Source organism: Corynebacterium sp. MSK195, from assembly GCF_030228885.1.
GTDB lineage: Bacteria > Actinomycetota > Actinomycetes > Mycobacteriales > Mycobacteriaceae > Corynebacterium.
On sequence record NZ_JASPGT010000006.1, the window covers coordinates 14,216 to 33,177 of the forward strand.

The following is an 18,962-nucleotide window of genomic DNA, read 5'->3' on the forward strand; positions in this document are numbered from 1 at the left end:
CCGGCTACTGCCGGTGTTGTTAGCCACACCTAAGTAGCTTCTAGATAAGGCTAACCTTAGTCCGCAAAAGGGTTTCACACAAGCGCCGATTAGTTGTGATTATCAGCAATAAACAGAGACATAAAAGTGCCCGCTCCCAGTACATCGGGAGCGGGCAAAGAGCAGGGACGAGGTTAGTCCTGCGGTAGCGCGAAACCAGCGCCCACGCCGCCACGGCGATTCATATCCGCCAGGACTGCATCCATGGTGGTTGCGGCGGTTGGGTTATGGACCGGCCCCTGCAATGGGGTACGGCACGGGAAATTCACCGGCAGGAAACCACCGGTAATCGAGCCAACTAGGCGGCCATTGACCAACAATGGAGCGCCGGAATCGCCCATCATGGCACATACTTGGTTAACCTGAATCTTCTTTGCCTGCTGATAGGTCACACCGCAGGTCTTTCCGGTGGCAACGCCCTGCTTGCACACCTGCTGCCCCGGCTTAACGCCACCGCCCAACTCGTTGACGGTCACACCATTGTAGGAGCGGGACACCTTGGCCTTAGAGCCGAACTCGATAACGGCGTAGTCCAAGTCCTCGTTCTTAGACACTACGGTGCCGGTAGGGCCGATTTGCTCAGAATCAGCGGAGGTAACAGGGTCTCCCACATTGCCGCAGTGCGCGGCGGTGAGCCCAACCTTGCGGCCAGCATTATCGTTGCCCGCCACGGTCAGCGTGCACATCATCTGTTCATTGACATAAACCGGAGTGCCTGGGCCATAGAGGGACTCCCCCTCATTCATGGCTGCAACAGATTCTTCTGGAATGCGTGGGGCATCAAAGAAGGAGCCCGGCACGCGGTGCAGCACGTAGTCAGCCTGTGGCTTGCCCGCAGCTACCTTGGAAAATCCATCATTTTTCCACTTGTAATTCGGATTGGTGCCCTTAGGTTTAAATTCCGGCTGGGTGGCCTGCTCCGCTAGGCCGATGGGATTCGGGTTGGTCATCGGCTCCGCGTACTGTGCCTGCTGCGCCGTGTGCTGCACGGCTTGCTGCGCGTTGCGCACAGAGGAATCTACGGCGTCGGTGACGTTCTTATCCACCTGCGGGGTTTGGATACCAACCCCCGCCAGGCCATCTCGGACCTGGTTAATAATCCCTGCGGAGTCGAAATCCGGTTGGGGCAATTCCTGGGCGCCTGCGGCCGGGGATCCCAGGAAAAACGCACCAGCGAAAGCCGAGCCCACCAGGACTTTCTTAAGGTGCGGAATGCGAAGCATCAAGGTACCTACTTTCAGTTGTCAACATCGTGCAAGCTCGATACTGGCACGAAAAAATTGTGGAATCAGCAAACTCCTGTGACTGTGTCCAAGCCGTTATATTTCTTCCAGAATTCGGGGGTAATCACCCCTCCCCTATCATTGGGCGCATGGTCACACCGCTGTCTTATTCCGATACCTCTGGCTTCCCGCAGCTGCACATGTCACGAGTCATCGACGCTGATTTTGATACCGCCGCACACCGGCTTTTCCGCTGGTCAATCCAACGCAGCGGCCTTTTCCGCGTGCGCCCCACCCATGACGTTGTGGAGCTCGGCGCGGAGGTCACCATGGGCCTCGGCCCATGGGATTTTTGCTGTCGCGTGGTCGATGTCTTCCACGAAGACGGCCGCTGCGGGTTCACCTACGGCACCCTCCCCGGACACCTCGAGCGCGGCGAGGAAACCTTCACCCTTGAGCGCCTGCGCGATGGTCGCACGCTGCTGCTTATCGACGCCGCCTCCGAGCCCTTCCTCCCCTTCCTGCGCCCACTTGTGGACGTGCCAAGGCGCCTGCTGATTAGCCGACTCTATCTTCGCGCCTTGGACGATTAGCAGGATTGCATACACGACAAAAGCCGCCTCCCCGAACCCGGGAAAGCGGCTCAATCTCAGCGCTGGTTAGTTCTTGCGCTTGTCCTCAATAGACTCGCGAGCATCGCGGACAGCGCCCTTGACGCGGTCAAAGAAGCCGCCCTTCTTCGTGGACTCCTCTTGGTACTCGTGTGCCTTGTCCTCCACGAAGCCCTTAGCGCGCTGGAAAGCATCGCCGACGGCGCTACCGGCCTCGGATGCCTTGCCCTTTAGCTGATCCAGGCGCTCAGAGGACTGCTGACCGTTGACGTTGTCCTGGTTCGGCGCAGTAGCAACATGCTCTTCGTTTGCTTCGCCTACGATGTGCCGGCTTGGCGCGTAGTCCGAGTTATCCTCGTCCAGCTTCTCCTGCAGGTCCGGCTGCTGCGGGGCGGAGCCGATGTGCTCTTCTTGTGCCCCGCCTACGATGTGCTGGCTCGGGGCGTAGTCAGAGTTATCCTCGTCCAGCTTCTCCTGCAGATCTGGCTGCTGCGGAGCGGAGCCTACATGCTCTTCGTCGGCACCAGCGACTACGTGGTTTTGCGGCTCATACTTGCTGGCGGTGGATTCTGCATTATCCGCAGCCTGCTTGCCTACCGGCGTGGATAGGCCGGCAGCGCCCGCGGCGCCTGCCGCTGCAGCCCCTGCACCCGCTGCAGCCGCTGCAGCCGCGCCGGACTGAGCGGAGGCGCCAGACTTAGCTGCCGAAGATACGGTGTCTTCAGACGCCAGGTACTTGTATTCGTTGCGGTCCAAGTCGACTTCGTGGCCTAGGTTATTCGCCATTGCTACGTACTCCTTTAAATAGATTTATCTTCTCCCTTCTAGGGTTCCAGAAAGTTCAGGAGCGTGCACGGAAATGGGTATGGGAAAGCGTCGACCGGTGGATGGATCAGTCATCTCTAAACACTCAACATAGAAGGTTTCGCGTACGAGTTCAGCGGTCATTACCTCCTCGGTAGGCCCTTCGGCCACAATGCGTCCCTCACGCATGGCTACGATTCGATCGGCATAACGCGCGGCATGGACCATATCGTGGACCACCATGACCACTGTGGTCCCAGCGCCATTGAGGTCTCGAATCAGATCCAAAATGGACAATTGGTGCGCGGGGTCGAGGTAAGTAGTTGGCTCATCAAGCAAGGTAATTGGTGTTTCTTGGGCCAAGGTCATGGCGAGGAAGACGCGCTGGCGCTGACCGCCGGAAAGGTCTGCCGCGGGGGCGTCGAGAAGCTCGCTCACCCCAGCACGCGAGGCAGCATGCTCAACCGCTGCATGATCTCCGGCCCGCATCGTCGCTAGCGCCCCTGTATAGGGATAGCGGCCGTAACCGATGACGTCGCGCACTAATACCCCTTCCGGAGCCACGGGATGTTGTGGCAGAAAAGAAACTTCACGGGCAAAGGCACGCGAGGAATACGTGCTGATATTTTGGTCCGAGAGGTACGCCGCACCTGCGCTGGGCGTAAGTTGGCGGCCCAATGTCTTGAGAAGCGTCGACTTGCCGCAGCCATTCGGCCCGATCAGAGCGGTTACTTGACCGCTGGATAAGTGAAGATTTACATCCTTGACCACATCGGGTCCACCGTAGCCCACGGTTAATCCGCTGCACGTCAGTGTCATGTCTAGCCTCCGTTTCGCACTCGGGTCAGCCGAGTCAATAGGAAAATGAAATACGGTGCACCGATCAGCGCGATGAGCGCGCCAACGGGGATTTCCGTGGGTGCGAAGGCCCAGCGACCGAGCGTATCGCATGCGGTCACAAGGACCGCGCCGCCTAGGGCCGCCACGGGCATTTGCCAGCGCAGGTTCGCGCCAACAACCAAGCGAGCAGCATGGGGGACGATGAGTCCGGCGAAGCCCAAGACCCCGGCCGCGGCGACTCCCGCGGCACCGAGGATGACGGCTAAGACTACTGCTATTAGGCGCCATATCTTGGTGCTCACGCCGATGCCGGCCATGGTGGAATCATCCAGCGCGAGCATATCCAGGTGTTTTGCCACCACCATCGCGGCGGTTAGGGCGAGAAGGATAAAGGGGGCGACAATGGTGGCATCGCCAAGCGAGCGGGCGTAAAGCGAACCTTTCAACCATGTCATGGCCGCTCCTGCCTCTGGGGCAGACCGCACCAGGAGCAATTCGGTGATGGCGCCCAGCCCAAAAGATACCGCCACCCCGGTAAGGGGCAGGCGCACCGGATCGCTTGCCCCGCGCCCGGCGAGGAGAAGAACCAGCCCAGTTCCAGCCAACGCTCCAATAAAGGCTATGAAAGTCAGCAGGTGGGCCGGCAGGGCGCCTGATCCCATGAGTACCGCAACGGCCGCGAGTCCGCCGCCGGAGGTAATACCCACCGTATCTGGTGCGGCCAAAGGATTGCGTAGCGCGGACTGCAATAGACAGCCAGAAACGGCCATGGCAATACCGGCGCAGATTCCCACCAAGATCCGCGGCGCGCGGTACTTCCAGATGAGCGGCTCTCCGGTAACGAAGGCGGTGATCACCTCGCCCGGCGGTTTCATCACCGCACCGACGCCCATGCCGATGATTGCGCTCAACGCCAACGCCAGGATGAGACCTACTAGCACCCCAACAAATCTCTTATGCCGCATGCTTCCTCCTCCCCAGCGCATGGACGGACCACAACACTAATGGCATGCCAGCCAAAGAAGTCACGATGCCCACTGGGGTCTCGGCCGGTGCCCAGATTCCCTGGCCAACCGAATCGGCCACCAGAAGCACCGCTGCTCCAACAATTCCAGCCACGCACAGCCCCATGCGGTGGTGCGGGCCGCACACCCGCCACGCTACGGCCGCGGCCATCAACCCCAAGAAGCCAATCGGCCCAGTTGCAGCTACGGCCGGAGCAATAAGCACTACCGCCGCCACAATGGCTGCCAACCGAATGCGCTCCGGCTTCGCGCCGACAGCACCAGCCACGGCATCGCCTGCTACGAGCAAGTCCAGCGTTTTTGCACCGACTAAGGTCAAGGGAACCACGACCAGCACGGCAATCAGCGCCGGCATGATACCGCTTAGGCGCACACCGGCAAGCCGACCAGAAAGCCATGACATCACCGTAGCCAGTTGAGCTTCATCTACTACCAAGAAAATGGAGGTCAATGCGCTACACAGCGCGGAAACAGCAACGCCAACGAGTACCATGCGCTGGATCGCACCGCTCTTACCGACGCCCACCGTCACCCCCACAGCAATCCCCGCACCCAACAGCGCACCGGGCAACTGGTCAACCCTCGAGGTTTCGCTTCCTATAAACATTGCTGTTGCGACTGCGCCGAGTGCCGCACCGGAGTTCACACCAGTGATGGACGGATCGGCTAGCGGATTCGCAGTTGCCGTGCGCAGCAATAACCCACCTACACCTAGTGCAATACCGACCACCGTGGTAGCAAGGAGACGGTCAAAAGCCACGCTATGCAGCTCTTCTTCTAACCACGGGGTATCAACTGGCACCTGAACATGGCGGAGCCGCCACCACCACACAAAGGCAGCGGCAGCGGTTGCAAGGACCAAGCAGGCGCTGGCTTTAGTTCGAGGTGCCACTACTTTTCAGCGGCGATAATGTCATCGAGCATATGCTCGGCGGAAAGTGGCCCGCGAGCGCGCGACCAGATATCTTGGTCTACCTCTACGATGTCACCGCTGCCCTTGGCATAGGGCGTCTTTTTAAACGCTTCGACGTCCTTGTACATAAAGACTCGGTCAGCCTTCATTCCAGGGAGCTTATCGCCGGTCAGTTCCGCTACATCAGTCTTAGATTCGATGGAAGACTTCTCACCTTCGAAGGCGTAGTCATAGCCCACTTTACTCAGTAGCGACTGGGGGAAGGAAGGGTTGACCCAGGTATAGAGCATCTCACTGGACCAGCCAGCCACGACCGCACGGCTCCCCGGCTTTACCGCATCCTTGGTATGAGCAATCTTGTCCTCGATGCGCTGACGGACTTCTTTGGCCTTTTCCTCTTTACCTAGCTTGGCCGCGATCTCATCCATCGAGTCCAGCACGTCCAAGTAAGTCTCATCTGGGTAGGATTCGGTCTGCCCAATCTCTTCCAACTGCGGCATGATATCGGCTTGACGGGTAGGGCTAGCCAGGATCAGATCCGGCTCCAAGGACTGGATAACCTCTAGATTCGGCTGCTTGGCCTGGCCCACAGAGGTCGCCTGACCCAGCTGCCCTTTCAAAGTGGTCGGTGCCTCCGACTTACCGATTTCCACGATTCCCACTGGGTCCACATCGAGGGCCTTGAGAATTTCCTCATAGCGCCAATCGAGCGCCACAACTCGCTCGATTTTCTTTTCTCCGTTTCCTTCCTTGGAAGAAGAATCAGAAGAACACGCAACAAGGCCAGCGCCTAGAGCTAAGGTGGCTACGAGTGCGATAACTGCACGCACATTCATGAAGTCTTTCTTTTGCATAGGCTTACCTTACCTAGGTAAGGGTTTGCTGTCTAGAGCCTGATTGCTACTTTCCCGCTACAGACCATGTCGCCGCACGTTCACTAGATTCCACCCAGTAAGCAAAAATAAAAAATGGCCCTCACCGGCGAACCGATGAGGGCCTGGAAGTTGGTAGCGGGGGCAGGATTCGAACCTACGACCTCTGGGTTATGAGCCCAGCGAGCTACCGAGCTGCTCCACCCCGCGTCGAGATGACTTCCATCATCTGCGCTTGAACAGTGCGTTAACACAAAATGTATTCGCTCTGTCCCGGCGACTCATGTAACTATACATAGGGAAAGGCACCTACCCAAATCCGCTGGGCAGGTGCCTAATCCATCGCGATTATAAGCCGGAACTACTTCTCCGTCGACTGGTAGGACTCGACTGCTTTGTCGAGCTCATCCAAGGCGCGTCCGTATTCCTCGAAGGAACCATCGCGTGCATCCTCAAGGCCCTTCAAAGCCTTGTTGATGTCATCGATGGCGCCGGCCTGGTCGGAAGAGGAAGGCGCAGAGGCCGGGGCCGAAGGCTTGTCCTCCTTGGCATCCTTCTTATTCTTGTCGTCCTTGGCACCGTCCTTGTCCTCGGAATCGCCCTCGACTTCCTCAATGTTTTGGGCAGCCTTGGCATCGATTCCAACTTGTTCAAGCGCATCACCAATAGTCGGAGCGTAGCCTACGCGGCCCTTATAGGACACGAGCACGCGCAACAGCTTCGGGAAGGCAGAGGCCTGGTCCTTGCGCTGCGAGTAGATCGGCTCGAGGTACAGGATTTCGCCGCCACCTACTGGCAGGGCTAGCAGGTTGCCATTGTGCAGGTCGTTAGTGCCCTCCCACAGGGTACGGTCGCGGGCGACCTGGTCGGAGGACATCATCGCATCCTGGGCCTGCTTCGGACCCTGGGTCTGCGTATTGGTGGGCAGCACTCGCACGGTGATATCGCCGTAATTTTCCGGATCGGAGGATACGGCCATGTGTGCAGATAAGAACTCGCGGTTGAGGCCACGGTAAGACGTGGTCAGCTGGAAGGTCGGCTTGCCGGTCTTCGGATCTGCGGCCATTACATAGTACGGCGGCTGATTGAGCTGGCGGGATTCCTCCGCGGTGGGGTCATTCGGCACAGACCAGAAGGCATCATTATTGAAGAAGACATTCGGGTCATCCACGTGGTAGCGGGCCAACAGGTCACGCTGCACCTTGAACATATCCTCCGGATAGCGGAAGTGCTCGCGCAGCTCATCAGAGATCTCCGCCTCAGGCTTGACGACGTCCGGGAAGACTCCCTCCCAAGCCTTGAGCACCGGGTCATTCTTGTCGAACTCGTACAGGTCCACAGTGCCGTCATAGGCATCGACGGTGGCCTTGACCGAGTTGCGGATATAGCCGACCTTGTCATTGACCAAGCGCTGGGTGGTGCCATCAGGGTTGAGGGTGTCCTGGGTGGCGTCGGAAAGCGAGGCACGCTGGGAGTAAGGCAGGGACTCCAAGGTGGTATAGCCATCCACAATCCACTTCAGGCGACCATCGACCACGGCCGGGTAGGTAGCGGAATCGGTGGTCAGCCACGGAGCAACCTTTTCCACGCGTTCGCGCGGGTCGCGGTCATATAGCAGCTTGGACTCGCTGCCGACGCGATCCGAAAGCAGGAAGTTCAGCTCGCGGTACTTGGCGGCGTACATGGTGCGGTCAAAGATATTGCCGATACCAACGCCACCCTTGCCGTCATAGGTGTAGGTGGAGCTATCGGTGTCGTACTCGACCGGGTTATCGCCGGTCTGGCCGGTAATCGCATAATCCATGCCGTCGGCCGCACCGGCAATGACCGGGCCATAGTAGATGCGCGGCTGGTCTACCTTAATGCCAAGGGACTTCTCTGCGTCCTGGGTCTCGCCTTCGCCCTCGGACTCACCGGCCTGAGTCTGTAGGTCAGACACGGTAAAGATGGGGAAGCCACCGCGGGCAGACCCTGCATCGCGAGCTACCTCGTCGACCTTGTTGGCCTGGGCTGCCACAAAACCGTTGCCGTGAGTGTAAACGGTGTGGCGGTTAATCCAGTCCGACTGATTCTCTCGCAGCTCGTTCGGATCCAGCTCTCGGGCGGCGACGACGAAGTCACGCTTCTTGCCGTCGATCTCGTAGCGGTCCATCGACAACGTCTCTGGGAAGCCGTAGAAGTTCTTCAGCTGCTGCATCTGAGTGAAGGTAGGAGAAAGGATCTCCGGATCCAGCAGGCGGAGGTTATTGATGGTGGCGTTATCAGAGGCCACCTTGTCATCGGAGACATCATCCCCGCCCCAGTTGTCTTCATAGGTGACGTGGTCATCCGTGAGCCCATAGGCATAGCGGGTGGCCTCGATATTGCGGGCAATGGATTCTTCTTCCTTAGCCTGGCGGTTGGGCTGGACGGAAAAGCGTTCCATCAGCAGCGGCCATGCCTGTCCAATGACTAGCGAGGACAGCAGCATCAGCACCACGGCCAGTCCGGGGATGCGCAGGTCCTTGATGACAACGGCCATAAACAGGGCCACGGCCACAAAGACGCCAATGATCATCAAGATGATCTTCGCCGGCAGGTAGGCGTGAATATCGGTATAGGAACCACCGGTAAAGAGGTCGTGCTGGGTATTAAGCAGCTCATAGCGCTCCAGCCAGTAGCCGATGACTTGGACTACCATCCACAGGCCGGCGGTAATAGCCAGCTGCAGACGAGCGGGGTGGGAGATGGAGCCGCGCACACCGGCGGCCTTATTGCCAATGCGGATGCCGCCCAGCACGTAGTGGCCAAAAAGCGCGATGAGGAAGGCCAGGATCAACAAGATGGACAGGGTGCTAACCACCATCTTTAGAACTGGCAACGTGAAGGCATAAAAACCTAGGTCGTGGTGGAACTGGGCGTCTTGTTCGCCGAATTCCTGGCCGTTGAGGAAGAGCAGTACCGTGCGCCAATTGGACTGGCCGATGAAACCGGCGATGACGCCCACGACGGCGGGGATGACCTTGAAGAAGACGCCCATGGACTTCTCAATGGACTTGCGGTACTGATACACCGGCGAGTTCAGGTCTCCCAAGTCGAGCGAATCCGGGCGCCCGCGCCAGGCAAAGTAGCCGGCGGCCCACACCACTGCAGCTGCGACAAGGCCAAAGATGATAAAGAGGACTATCCGCGCAATAATCGCGGTGGTGAAGACGTTCCGGTATTCAATCGCACCAAACCACCTCCAATCCGTGTACATGCCCACGAGCATGGGGCCGAAGAACAAGAGGACGGCAATGATGGCCGCAATGATTGTCGCGACCCGCGGGGGCCGCTTCAACGGGGCGGCTGGTGTGGATGACCCAAAGGACAACGCCAGCTCCAATCAAATAGTGCGAATTTAAAACCTGTAGACTTCTTCCAGCTTAAGGAAGCAATACACAGATAACGAATAAGGATGTCCATGAGTTCCCCCGAATTATCACAGCCAGCTTTAAACCGCGCGATAACCGAAGCCGTGGAATTCGTCCACGCCGAAGGCTGGGACGCTCGGCCCACCATCTTCGCGCTGGTTCCCACCCACTTGGTAGCCGATCAGCTTGCCGCGCTCGATGAAGAGGATGCCGCGCCGCTTACCCTTATCGTGCAAGATAATGTGCCCGAAAACATTGAGCCCGGTTCTGAGCAGCTGGCCGATTATGTCTCCCGCCTGGCCTGGCCGCGGGAGGTCGCCGGCGTCATCTTGGCCCAAGAAATTAAGTTCCGCGATACCTCCAGCGAGGACCCCTCCCCTCGCCCGGCGCGCCTTTATTCGGGTGCGCTGCGCGAGGAAGGCATTGAAACCACGTTGCTGCAGCTGCGCCCCACCGAGGAAGAGCTGGAAGCGGCCGGACCGTTTGCAGAAGATGACATCCAGCTGCGCGGCGGCCCGCAGGTAGCACCGGGGGTTATTGCGGCCTTGCGCTATGGGCTGAACCAAGACCCGGATGAGCTAGATTAGACTGAAGTGACAATTCTCGCCTGCGACTAAGGAGCATTTTCCTACCGTGCGACGCATTACTCTCACTCGCCTGACCGCCACCCGCGCCACCGCAGCAGCGCTTCTGCTGGGTGTAGGCGTGAGCACTGCCGCTTGTTCCTCGGACGATGCCGCGCCTGCCGACGCCCCCGTGGAGAACTCCCCTGCCGGCGCCGAGTCCACCGCCCCAGAGGTGGATACCGCTGAAGAAACCAGCACCGCCCCTAGCTCCTCTTCCACCGTTGAGTCCAGCGCGGAATCGAGCGCGGCGGAGAGCTCGGGGGTGTCTGAGGGGGCGTCGGCAAGCAAGGAACCCGGCAGCGAAAAATTGGAGAAGTCGGTGGCCAAAGCCTATGACATCTTTGCTCCGGTAGCGCCCAAGGAGCTCTTCGCGCACTTCGACCGCTGCGATTCCACGGGCGGGGACGATTCCTATAACTGCTCTGGGCCGAAGGTAGGCCAGTTCCAGTTCTTCCGCTCGCACTCCAAGGCAAAGCAAACCACGCAGGTGCTTACCGAGCTGCGTAGCTCGCAGGTCATTGAGGATGATGGCGACCGCGTCGTAGGCTGGTCCACCTTGGGAACCACCGCGGTCATCACCGTGGTGGACAATAAAGAAGGCATGGTCATGCAGCAGATGATCTCCTCCGACCAAGAAGACCCAGAAGAGAAGATCAAGGAGCTGGGCCTAGCTAAGTAGGCTGGCTACTGGCAGGTTTTAATATCCTTGCCGTCCGCGAAGTCCTTCATCGTGGACACTGCCTCATCCAAGGTGGAAACTTCCGCGATGGGCATATCGCCGTGGTCGCTCGCGGCGGCCTCGGAGCAATTGTCCTTCGGCGCGAGGAAGAGCTCCGCGCCCGCCTCGTGCGCCGCGGCGATTTTATGTTGGATACCTCCAATGGGGCCTACTTTGCCATCTTCCTGAATCGTGCCCGTACCGGCCACGAACTTGCCGCCGGTGAGGTCCTCCTCGTTGAGCTTATCGATAACCGCCAGGGTAAACATCATGCCAGCGGAGGGACCGCCAATATCCTGCAGGTTGTATTTGACCTCAATATCGTCTTGCGGGACCGAGAGCATGGCGATGCCCAGCATTGCCTGCCCCTTCTGCTGGGGGTTCTCCCCTAGCTCTATTTCTTCTTCTTGCTTCTTGCCGCCGCGCTTGACTGTCAGCGTGACCTTATCGCCCGGGCTTTTCTGCTTGATGACGTCTTGGACCTCGCCCGGCTCCGAGACCTCCTTGCCTTCTACCGCGGTAATGACATCGTCCTTTTTCAGCGTGCCCTGCGCCGCGCCCTCATCCAAAACTTCCGCGATGGTGATCTTTACCGGCAGGTGCAGGTAATCCATTGCCGCGACGGTGGCTGCAGACTCGGACTGGGTAAAGGCCTGCTTATTGGACTCTTCTACCTCTTTATCGCTCATGTTCTGCGGAATTACGGTATCGATGGGCACGATGGTGTCATCGGTCATCATCCAGCGGCCCAGCGCCTGCGCCAGGGTCATATTGGTGCGCACAGAGACCGTGGTCATGTTGAGGTGGCCGTCGGTGTCATAGGTTTTCGGCGCCTGGACATCGACGACCTGAGTGCCGTCGACCTCCCCCAACGTGTCCACCGTGGGACCTGGCCCCTCAGCGGCATAAGGCACGGTCAAAGACACATCAGTGCCAGGGATATGGTCAAGCGATACCAACGCACCGGTGAGGACGACGGGGATGGCACCCCAAGCAATGGTGCGGACGCGACGGCTAGCAGGAGAATTCACGGATCAATACCCTACAACCTTTGCCGTAGTGTTCGCTGTCAGCGTAGCGGGGATCATGGAAAGTAGCCGGACGGTGCCGGTAGATTAGTACGCATGAGCAACGGATTCGGTTTTTCTTTCCCCAATAACGATGACGACGATAATGACGGACGTCGTGACCAGAACCCGTTCGGCGCATTCGGCGGCGCTAATGGTGGCGGCCTGGGTGACATGCTGAACCAGTTCGGTCAGATGCTGTCCGGCATGGGCTCTTCCATGAACTCGCCGGAAAACTCCGGCCCCGTCAATTACGACATGGCTAAGCGCATCGCCCTGCAGCAGATCTCGCAGTCCAAGGCGGTAAGCGCGGACGATACCAAGGCTGTAGAGGAATCCGTCCGCTTGGCGGAGCTCTGGCTTGATGACGCCACCTATTTGCCCACCGCCTCCGGCACGGCCAAGGCTTGGGATTCCAAGCAGTGGTTGGAAGAGACCATGCCGGCGTGGCAGCGCATGGTCACCCCGGTGGCAGAGCACATGAATGATGCTCAGCTGGACTCCATGCCGGAAGAGGCCCGCGAGATGATGGGCCCCATGACCAAGATGATGAACCAGATGTCTGGCATGAACTTTGGCATGCAGCTTGGCCACGCCTTGGGCGATTTGGCCTCCCAGGCGCTGACCGGCTCCGATTTCGGCCTGCCCATCGCCCCAGCCAATACTGTGGCACTATTGCCACAGACCATCCAGAAGGTCGCCCGCGAGCTTAATGTTCCTGGCCAGGAAGTGCTGGTTTATATTGCCGCCCGCGAGGCTGCCCGCCAGCGCCTGTTCAAGCACGTGCCCTGGCTGGTAGAGCGCATCGTCTCCTCCGTGGAGGAATATGCCATCGGCCTGGTTATTGATACCTCCCACCTGGAGGAAGTCACCCGCGAGCTCAACCTCGAGTCCGGCGATCCACAGGCGATCCAGGACGCGATGAGCAAATTGCAGGGCATGGACCTCTCCCCGCGCATTACCTCCAAGAACACTGCGGCCGCATCCCGCCTCGAGACCCTGTTGGCACTCGTGGAAGGCTGGGCCGAGCACGTCGTTACTGAGGCACTGGGCGAGCGCATCCCGTCGACCTCGAAGCTGACCCAGGCATGGGCACATCGCCGCAACACCGGCGGTTCCGCCGAGAACGCCTTCAGCAAGGTGGTCGGCATCGAACTTAATGCCCCGAAGGTCTCTGAGGCCGCTGAGCTATGGCGCCGCGCCACCGTCGCCGTGGGCGCGGACAAGCGCGATAAGGCCTGGGATCACCCAGACTTCCTGCCCACTGCAGAGCACCTCGATAACCCGGCCGCCTTTATCGACTCCCTGCTGGACGAAGGCCCAGATGAGGGCTTTGAAGAAGAGTTTGCCAAGCTGGAGGAAATGCTGAAGAACGGCGAGGATTCTTCTGCGGCACAGGATGACGAGTCCAAGGAGCCCGAGAATCCGGAAGGCAAGGACGAGAAGAAGGACAAGGGCAACGAGGACGAGGAGAACTAACAGCCCCAGCGCTGATAGGCCTCAAGATAGCCCTTCGCCCGCTCGGCGTGGGGCGCCCTGTCCGCCCACTGCCAAAAATCCCGGCCATGGCGCGGGATGAAGGTGTGGGTGAGCTCGTGAATGATTACTGAATCCAGCACATAGTCCGGCACGTGTTGCAGCCGGTCGCTCAGCCGAATATCCGCGGTGGAGGTAGTACAGCTACCCCACCGCGTATTTTGATTACTCACCCACCGAATAGAGCCGATGGTCGCACGACCATCTAAATACGCCGCGTTGAGCCGCCGCGCACGTTCCTCGAGCTGGGCGTCCGTGCGGCGGCCACTGCCCTGTTTCTTTTCCACCCGCGCCAACATGTCTGCGACTGCTTCGTGCTCATCGCGCGCGGACATCCACGCGGGAATGCGTACCTCGAGCACCCCGGATACCATACGCGCCTGCACGGTTTTCTTCCGCTTGGCAGAGCGAATGACTTTGACCTCCGGGGGCTGCGGTGCGGTTGGCTGCGTGCTCGACATGACAGGTGATTGTACCTGTGGTGCAATGGAGACCACATACTTCGGGGGAAGGGGTTAAAGGCGTGGGGATTTCTGCCACCCAGGTGGTCTTAGCACCCGGCAGCGCAGTGTTTTGCCGCGAGGAAACGGTGATCCAATTTGGCATGGATGCCACCCGCGTTGGGGTTGCGGAAACAGGAAGCGCGCTCGCCATCGCGACGGCTTTCAACACCGCTCGCGAGCCAGTGTCCCCACAAGAACTGTCTGACCGGTTGCGGGCAGCAGGATTAGAGGAGGCGGCGGCGCTGAGCCTGATTGAAGACGCGCTGGACTACGGCATCCTCTGGCCGCACAGGGAGGCCGCCGAAAAGACAGACACCATTGTCCTCATGGGAGAATCCACCCTGGCGCACAGCCTTCGCGCGCGCCTGGAGGCGGATGGCTTCCAAGTGCGCATCCCGCTGGAGGAGGACAATGCCTTTTCCTATATCCACGACCTCGACGGCATGTATCCGGTCCTCGCCGTGGACCAGCTGCACTGCCCGCTGGATTGCGCGAATGCACTCGCGGGCACAGCAACCACGTGGATTCCGGTGTCTTTGCTGGACAGTCGTGGCGTCATTGGACCGGTACGTATCCGCGGCCAAGGCCCATGCCCATTGTGTGCGCACTTGGCGCGCGTGGATATGGACCCACTCTGGAATATCATCAGCACCCAGCTCACCCGCGTGCGCCGCACGCCAGAAACCGTGGTGCTCGATGCAGTTGCGGCACATACGCAAGTGACTATCCGGCGACTGATGGGGCGCCCGCTGCCGCCAGGCGCGCCAACCGCCAAGCCGCGCCCCGGACAGCAATGGGAGGTCGATATCTACGGACACCACCAAAAGCGCACCGTCATAGCGCATCCACGCTGCCCGGTGTGCTTCGGCGGCAAGACCAACCTGGCTAGCTGCGAACCGAACGAATAACCTCTAGCACCTGGGCACCGTAGCGCTCCAGTTTGCTCGGGCCTACGCCGGAGATGGAGAGCATCTCTGCTTCATCGGAGGGCAATTCCTCCGAAATCGCCTGCAGGGTGGCATCGGAAAAGATGACATAAGCCGGCACCTTTTCCTCACGCGCAACCTGGGAGCGCCACGAGCGCAAAGCGGCAAAGACCTCTTCATCGCCGCCGCCTTCACAATCTTCATGGCGGCCGATGACCTTTTCCGCCGGTGTTCCCAGCGGGCCGGAGCACACGCGGCAGCGTTTCGGGCGGCGCGAGCGAGACCCACCGCCGGAGGCATCTTCGGCCGCCGGGACGATGCCATCGAGGAAGCGGGTGCGCTCGCGCGAGGCACGCGAGCCGGTAGTCTTCGCCAGCGCCCACGACAGCGCGAGGTGCTCACGGGCGCGGGTAATGCCGACGTAAAACAGGCGGCGCTCCTCTTCCACCTGTTCGTCGCCGGCCTTGATGGCGTGATTGATGGGCATGAGCTTTTCTGTCAGCCCCACGAGGAATACCGCGTCCCATTCCAAGCCCTTGGCGGCGTGCACGGTAGCCAGCGTCACGCCTTCCATGGCCGGGGCCTGCTTATCGGTAGAGCGCCGGCGCAACTCCCCCAGCACCCCGTTGAGATCGATGCCAGGAGTTGATTCCACAATCTTTTCAATGAGCCCAACCAGTGCGTTGAGGGACTGCCAGCGCTCGCGGGCCTGGGCGCCCTGCGGCTCGGTGGAACTCAATCCCAACTCGACAAACGCGGCCCGGGCAATAGCCACCGGGTCATCCGGCAGGTCCTCGCGGCGGGTCGCGGCGATGAGCACGCGGATCGCCTCCAGGATTTCCGGGCGGCGGAAAAAGCCCTCGCCGCCGCGGACTTGGTAGACCACTCCGGCGTCGGCAAGCGCCTGCTCAAACTGCTCCGACTGGGCATTGATGCGATAAAGGATGGCAATCTCGGAGGCCGGCACACCCTGATCCAGCAGAGTAAGGACCTGGCCGGCCACCTCCTGGGCCTCAATTTCTTCGGACTCATAGGCCTTGAAGGTGGGCTCTGGGCCGGGCTCGCGCATGCCCTGCAGCTCCAAGCGCGTGCCCGCCGCGCGGCCGGTGGCCTTGCCAATGACCCGGTTGGCCAGGTCCGTTACCTGCGGCGTGGAGCGATAGTCGCGCTGCAGCTTGACCACGGTGCCATCCGGGTACGTGCGGGAGAAATTGAGCAGGTAGTCCGGGGAGGCACCGTTGAAGGAATAGATGGTCTGGTTGGCATCGCCCACCACGGTAAGGTCATCGCGCTCTCCCAACCACGCGTTGAGCACCCGCTGCTGCAGCGGGGTAACATCCTGGTACTCATCGACGACAAAGGTGCGGTACTGCTCGCGGAAGGTCTCCGCAATCGCCGGCACATTCTCGATGGCACCTGCGATGTGCATGAGCAGGTCATCGAAGTCCAAGTGCATCATGTCCGGCGTGGCCTTGGACTGCTCGTAGCGGCGGAAGGCCTCTGCCACCTTGGCAGGATCGGCCGGCGCACTGCGGTCCGTATTGGCGATCACGGACTCATAATCCTCGGCGCTGACCAGCGCGGACTTAGCCCACTCGATCTCCGCCAGGACGTCTCGAATCATGTCCTTGGAATTATCCAGCCCCACCGAGCGCACCGCGCGGGCAACCAGCGGGAATTTATTATCCAGCAGCTGCCACGGAAGATCTCCTGCTACCTGCGGCCAGAAATACTTCAACTGGCGGCGCGCCGCCGCGTGGAAGGTCTGCGCCTGCACGCCGGCCACGCCCATGGTGCGAAGGCGATCGCGCATTTCTCCGGCCGCTCGCGCCGTAAAGGTCACCGCAAGCACGCGCTGCGGGCTCACAAAGCCTTGGTCCACCAAATTGGCAATGCGATAGGTAATAGTGCGGGTCTTGCCCGTACCCGCGCCAGCCAAGATGCACACGGGCCCGCGCGGCGCCGTGGCCGCGCGCAGCTGATCTTCATCCAGCAGGGACAAATCCGGCTTAGTCACCGTGATACCACTCCATAATCATCGTGTGTGCAATTGAACCCGGACGAGGAAGCTTAAGCTCAGGCAGCTCGGCGCGCTCCACCCACCGGATTTCTTCCAATTCCCCATCAGTATGGCAGGTGGGGTGGACATCAGCCGTGCGCGCACAAAAGCCCAGCATAAGAGAGCCACTCGGCGGCCACGCCTGCGAGCCCCAATAGCGAATATCTTCCACCTTGCGCCCGGTTTCTTCCAGGGCCTCGCGTGCAAAAGCAGCCTCTGCGGTCTCGCCCGGCTCAACGTAGCCGGCGATCAGCGAAAAGAAGCTAGTGCGGCGGCGATTGCGCGCCAGCAAAATCCGGTCGGTGCCGCTGAGGCGAATAAGCCCAATGACGGCAGGATCTAGGCGTGGGAAAACCATCCGGCGCTCGTCCAAGGGATCGCGCCCAACGATTCCCGGTGCTGGGTAATCCAGCTTGTGGCCAGTTCGCGGATCAAAGCGCTGCTCGCGCCGATTGCGGATCAGCGCAATGGCTTGCAAAATCACCGGCTGGTCCGCAAAGAACGTTGCGCTTTCTAGCCGGCCCAGCTCGCTAGCACCGTCCTCCGGATACGCGCACGCCTGCAGGGTACCTAGGTCCACTACTGCGTGCTTGCCGACGCCCCCGGGAACCTTCTCCACCAGCACCGGTTCCCCCGCTGCCGTAACCGGAACCTGGCCGTGGGGGGTTACTGGGAGGAACATTTAATCCTCATCATCATCGTCCATGACCTCGATGGGCTGTTCCATCTCATGCTTGATGTAGAGCAGGCGATCACCCGGCTTCAGCGCGGAGGCATCCGCGGTATCCACGCGGTGCAGCTCGTTATTGCGCAGGACAGCCAGCACGATATCTGCCAGGTGGCGTGGGTTGGAGCCCACCTCGAATTCGCGCACGGCGCGCTCGGCTACGGAGAACCCTTCGTTGGGTGAGAGCAGGTCTTCCATCATCTCCACCACCGTCGGGGTGACGGTGGCCAGGCCTAGCAGTCGGCCGGCCGTCTCAGCGGAGGTGACCACGGAATCTGCACCGGATTGGAGCAACAGGTGACGGTTTTCGGACTCGCGCACCGACGCCACGATCTTGGCCTTGGGCGCAAGCTCTCGCACGGAGAGGCAGCACAGCACCGCGGTATCGTCCGTAGATGGGGTAACGACGATGGAGCTGGCGTGCTCTACCCCAGCGATCTTTAGCACGTCCTGCTTGGTGCCGGAACCAAAGATGGTGACCAATCCGTGGTGCTCGGCGTGAGCGAGGGACGCACGGTTGGTATCGATGACCACGATCTGGGAGGACGGAACATCATCGGCCAGCAGCGCGGCCACGGCTCCGGCACCCTTGGTGCCATAACCGATAACGACGGTGTGGTTACGCAATTGCTTTCTCCAGTTCTGGATTTGGAAAGTACGGCGGGCCTTATCCGTCAACACGGACAAGGTCGCGCCAACCAATAAAACAAGGAAGATCAGGCGGGCAGGGGTAATAAGCACTAAGTTAATGAGCCTGGCCTGCGGGGACACGGGCACGATATCGCCGTAACCCACAGTGGTCAGCGACACCGCCGCATAGTAGGCGGAGTCCAATAACGACATGTCCTCGCTATACCCACCGCCGTCCACATAGACCACGATGGTCACGAAGACAACAATGCCAAAAGCCCACAGCACACGCTTGCCCAACTGACGCCACGGGCTGGAATTTTCATCCCTCGGCACCGTAATGACATCAATGAGCGCGTGGTCCGGCTGCGAGGACAGCTCGACCTGCGGCAAGAAGCGACTTCTAAAGCGTGACTTCATTGCCTGCGCACGTTTTTTGCCCACTAGCCCA

The 18,962-nt window shown here is 60.1% G+C and carries 17 protein-coding genes and 1 tRNA gene; 5 read left to right on the forward strand and 13 right to left on the reverse strand.

Annotation, left to right across the window (positions count from 1 at the left end):
• Positions 1 to 173: 173 nt before the first annotated feature.
• A complete protein-coding gene (locus QP909_RS07165; protein WP_284766710.1) occupies positions 174 to 1,262 on the reverse strand; it encodes a S1 family peptidase in 1,089 nt (362 codons plus the stop codon).
• Between the two features lie 149 nt (positions 1,263 to 1,411).
• On the opposite strand from QP909_RS07165, the gene QP909_RS07170 reads away from it, so the two are divergent.
• The gene (locus tag QP909_RS07170) at positions 1,412 to 1,855 is read left to right on the forward strand and encodes a DUF1990 family protein (RefSeq protein WP_284766711.1); all 444 of its coding nucleotides are present in this window, start codon (positions 1,412 to 1,414) and stop codon (positions 1,853 to 1,855) included.
• Positions 1,856 to 1,921: 66 nt separating this feature from the next.
• On the opposite strand, the gene QP909_RS07175 is transcribed toward QP909_RS07170, so the two are convergent.
• The 7 genes from QP909_RS07175 to QP909_RS07205 form a co-directional block, all read right to left on the reverse strand.
• Positions 1,922 to 2,659, reverse strand: a complete 738-nt coding sequence (locus tag QP909_RS07175; RefSeq protein WP_284766712.1) for a kinesin — start codon at positions 2,657 to 2,659, stop codon at positions 1,922 to 1,924.
• 24 nt (positions 2,660 to 2,683) lie between these two features.
• Positions 2,684 to 3,496: an ABC transporter ATP-binding protein gene (locus QP909_RS07180; protein ID WP_284766713.1), complete on the reverse strand. Its 813-nt coding sequence runs from the start codon at positions 3,494 to 3,496 to the stop codon at positions 2,684 to 2,686.
• 2 nt (positions 3,497 to 3,498) lie between these two features.
• On the reverse strand, positions 3,499 to 4,482 hold the full coding sequence (locus QP909_RS07185) for a FecCD family ABC transporter permease (protein WP_284766714.1): 984 nt from the start codon (positions 4,480 to 4,482) through the stop codon (positions 3,499 to 3,501).
• Positions 4,472 to 5,404 carry a FecCD family ABC transporter permease gene (locus QP909_RS07190; RefSeq protein WP_502868628.1) on the reverse strand — a complete coding sequence of 311 codons (933 nt, stop codon included), beginning with the start codon at positions 5,402 to 5,404 and terminating at the stop codon, positions 4,472 to 4,474. The genes QP909_RS07185 and QP909_RS07190 overlap by 11 nt, the downstream gene beginning before the upstream one ends.
• Before the next feature lie 29 nt (positions 5,405 to 5,433).
• Entirely contained in the window at positions 5,434 to 6,309 is an 876-nt protein-coding gene (locus QP909_RS07195; protein ID WP_284766716.1) for an ABC transporter substrate-binding protein, read from the reverse strand.
• A 151-nt stretch (positions 6,310 to 6,460) separates the two neighbouring features.
• Positions 6,461 to 6,537 (reverse strand) — tRNA-Met (locus tag QP909_RS07200).
• Between the two features lie 151 nt (positions 6,538 to 6,688).
• A complete protein-coding gene (locus QP909_RS07205; protein ID WP_284766810.1) occupies positions 6,689 to 9,646 on the reverse strand; it encodes a UPF0182 family protein in 2,958 nt (985 codons plus the stop codon).
• Between the two features lie 123 nt (positions 9,647 to 9,769).
• Between QP909_RS07205 and QP909_RS07210 the strand changes: the two genes are divergently transcribed.
• A complete protein-coding gene (locus QP909_RS07210; protein ID WP_284766717.1) occupies positions 9,770 to 10,306 on the forward strand; it encodes a PPA1309 family protein in 537 nt (178 codons plus the stop codon).
• A 46-nt stretch (positions 10,307 to 10,352) separates the two neighbouring features.
• Positions 10,353 to 11,024: a beta-N-acetylglucosaminidase gene (locus QP909_RS07215; RefSeq protein ID WP_284766718.1), complete on the forward strand. Its 672-nt coding sequence runs from the start codon at positions 10,353 to 10,355 to the stop codon at positions 11,022 to 11,024.
• 5 nt (positions 11,025 to 11,029) lie between these two features.
• Here the strand turns inward: QP909_RS07215 and QP909_RS07220 are convergent, their stop codons facing one another.
• The gene (locus QP909_RS07220) at positions 11,030 to 12,094 is read right to left on the reverse strand and encodes a YlbL family protein (protein ID WP_284766719.1); all 1,065 of its coding nucleotides are present in this window, start codon (positions 12,092 to 12,094) and stop codon (positions 11,030 to 11,032) included.
• Positions 12,095 to 12,187: 93 nt separating this feature from the next.
• Here QP909_RS07220 and QP909_RS07225 point away from each other — a divergent pair, with 93 nt between their 5' ends.
• Positions 12,188 to 13,609 carry a zinc-dependent metalloprotease gene (locus tag QP909_RS07225; protein WP_284766720.1) on the forward strand — a complete coding sequence of 474 codons (1,422 nt, stop codon included), beginning with the start codon at positions 12,188 to 12,190 and terminating at the stop codon, positions 13,607 to 13,609.
• Here the strand turns inward: QP909_RS07225 and QP909_RS07230 are convergent.
• On the reverse strand, positions 13,606 to 14,127 hold the full coding sequence (locus QP909_RS07230) for a M48 metallopeptidase family protein (protein WP_284766721.1): 522 nt from the start codon (positions 14,125 to 14,127) through the stop codon (positions 13,606 to 13,608). The genes QP909_RS07225 and QP909_RS07230 overlap by 4 nt on opposite strands.
• Positions 14,128 to 14,189: 62 nt before the next feature.
• Here QP909_RS07230 and QP909_RS07235 point away from each other — a divergent pair, with 62 nt between their 5' ends.
• Positions 14,190 to 15,077 (forward strand): hypothetical protein, encoded by an 888-nt coding sequence (locus QP909_RS07235; RefSeq protein ID WP_284766722.1) that lies wholly within the window; start codon positions 14,190 to 14,192, stop codon positions 15,075 to 15,077.
• Here QP909_RS07235 and QP909_RS07240 read toward each other — a convergent pair.
• From QP909_RS07240 to QP909_RS07250, 3 genes are read right to left on the reverse strand one after another with little or no spacing between them, the layout of a single operon-like run.
• On the reverse strand, positions 15,055 to 17,112 hold the full coding sequence (locus tag QP909_RS07240; RefSeq protein WP_269954211.1) for an ATP-dependent DNA helicase UvrD2: 2,058 nt from the start codon (positions 17,110 to 17,112) through the stop codon (positions 15,055 to 15,057). The two genes, QP909_RS07235 and QP909_RS07240, sit on opposite strands and share 23 nt — an antisense overlap.
• Positions 17,105 to 17,836 (reverse strand): NAD(+) diphosphatase, encoded by a 732-nt coding sequence (locus tag QP909_RS07245; protein WP_239194232.1) that lies wholly within the window; start codon positions 17,834 to 17,836, stop codon positions 17,105 to 17,107. The genes QP909_RS07240 and QP909_RS07245 overlap by 8 nt, the downstream gene beginning before the upstream one ends.
• On the reverse strand, positions 17,837 to 18,955 hold the full coding sequence (locus QP909_RS07250) for a potassium channel family protein (RefSeq protein ID WP_005322361.1): 1,119 nt from the start codon (positions 18,953 to 18,955) through the stop codon (positions 17,837 to 17,839). It abuts the gene before it with no gap.
• Positions 18,956 to 18,962 lie beyond the last annotated feature (7 nt).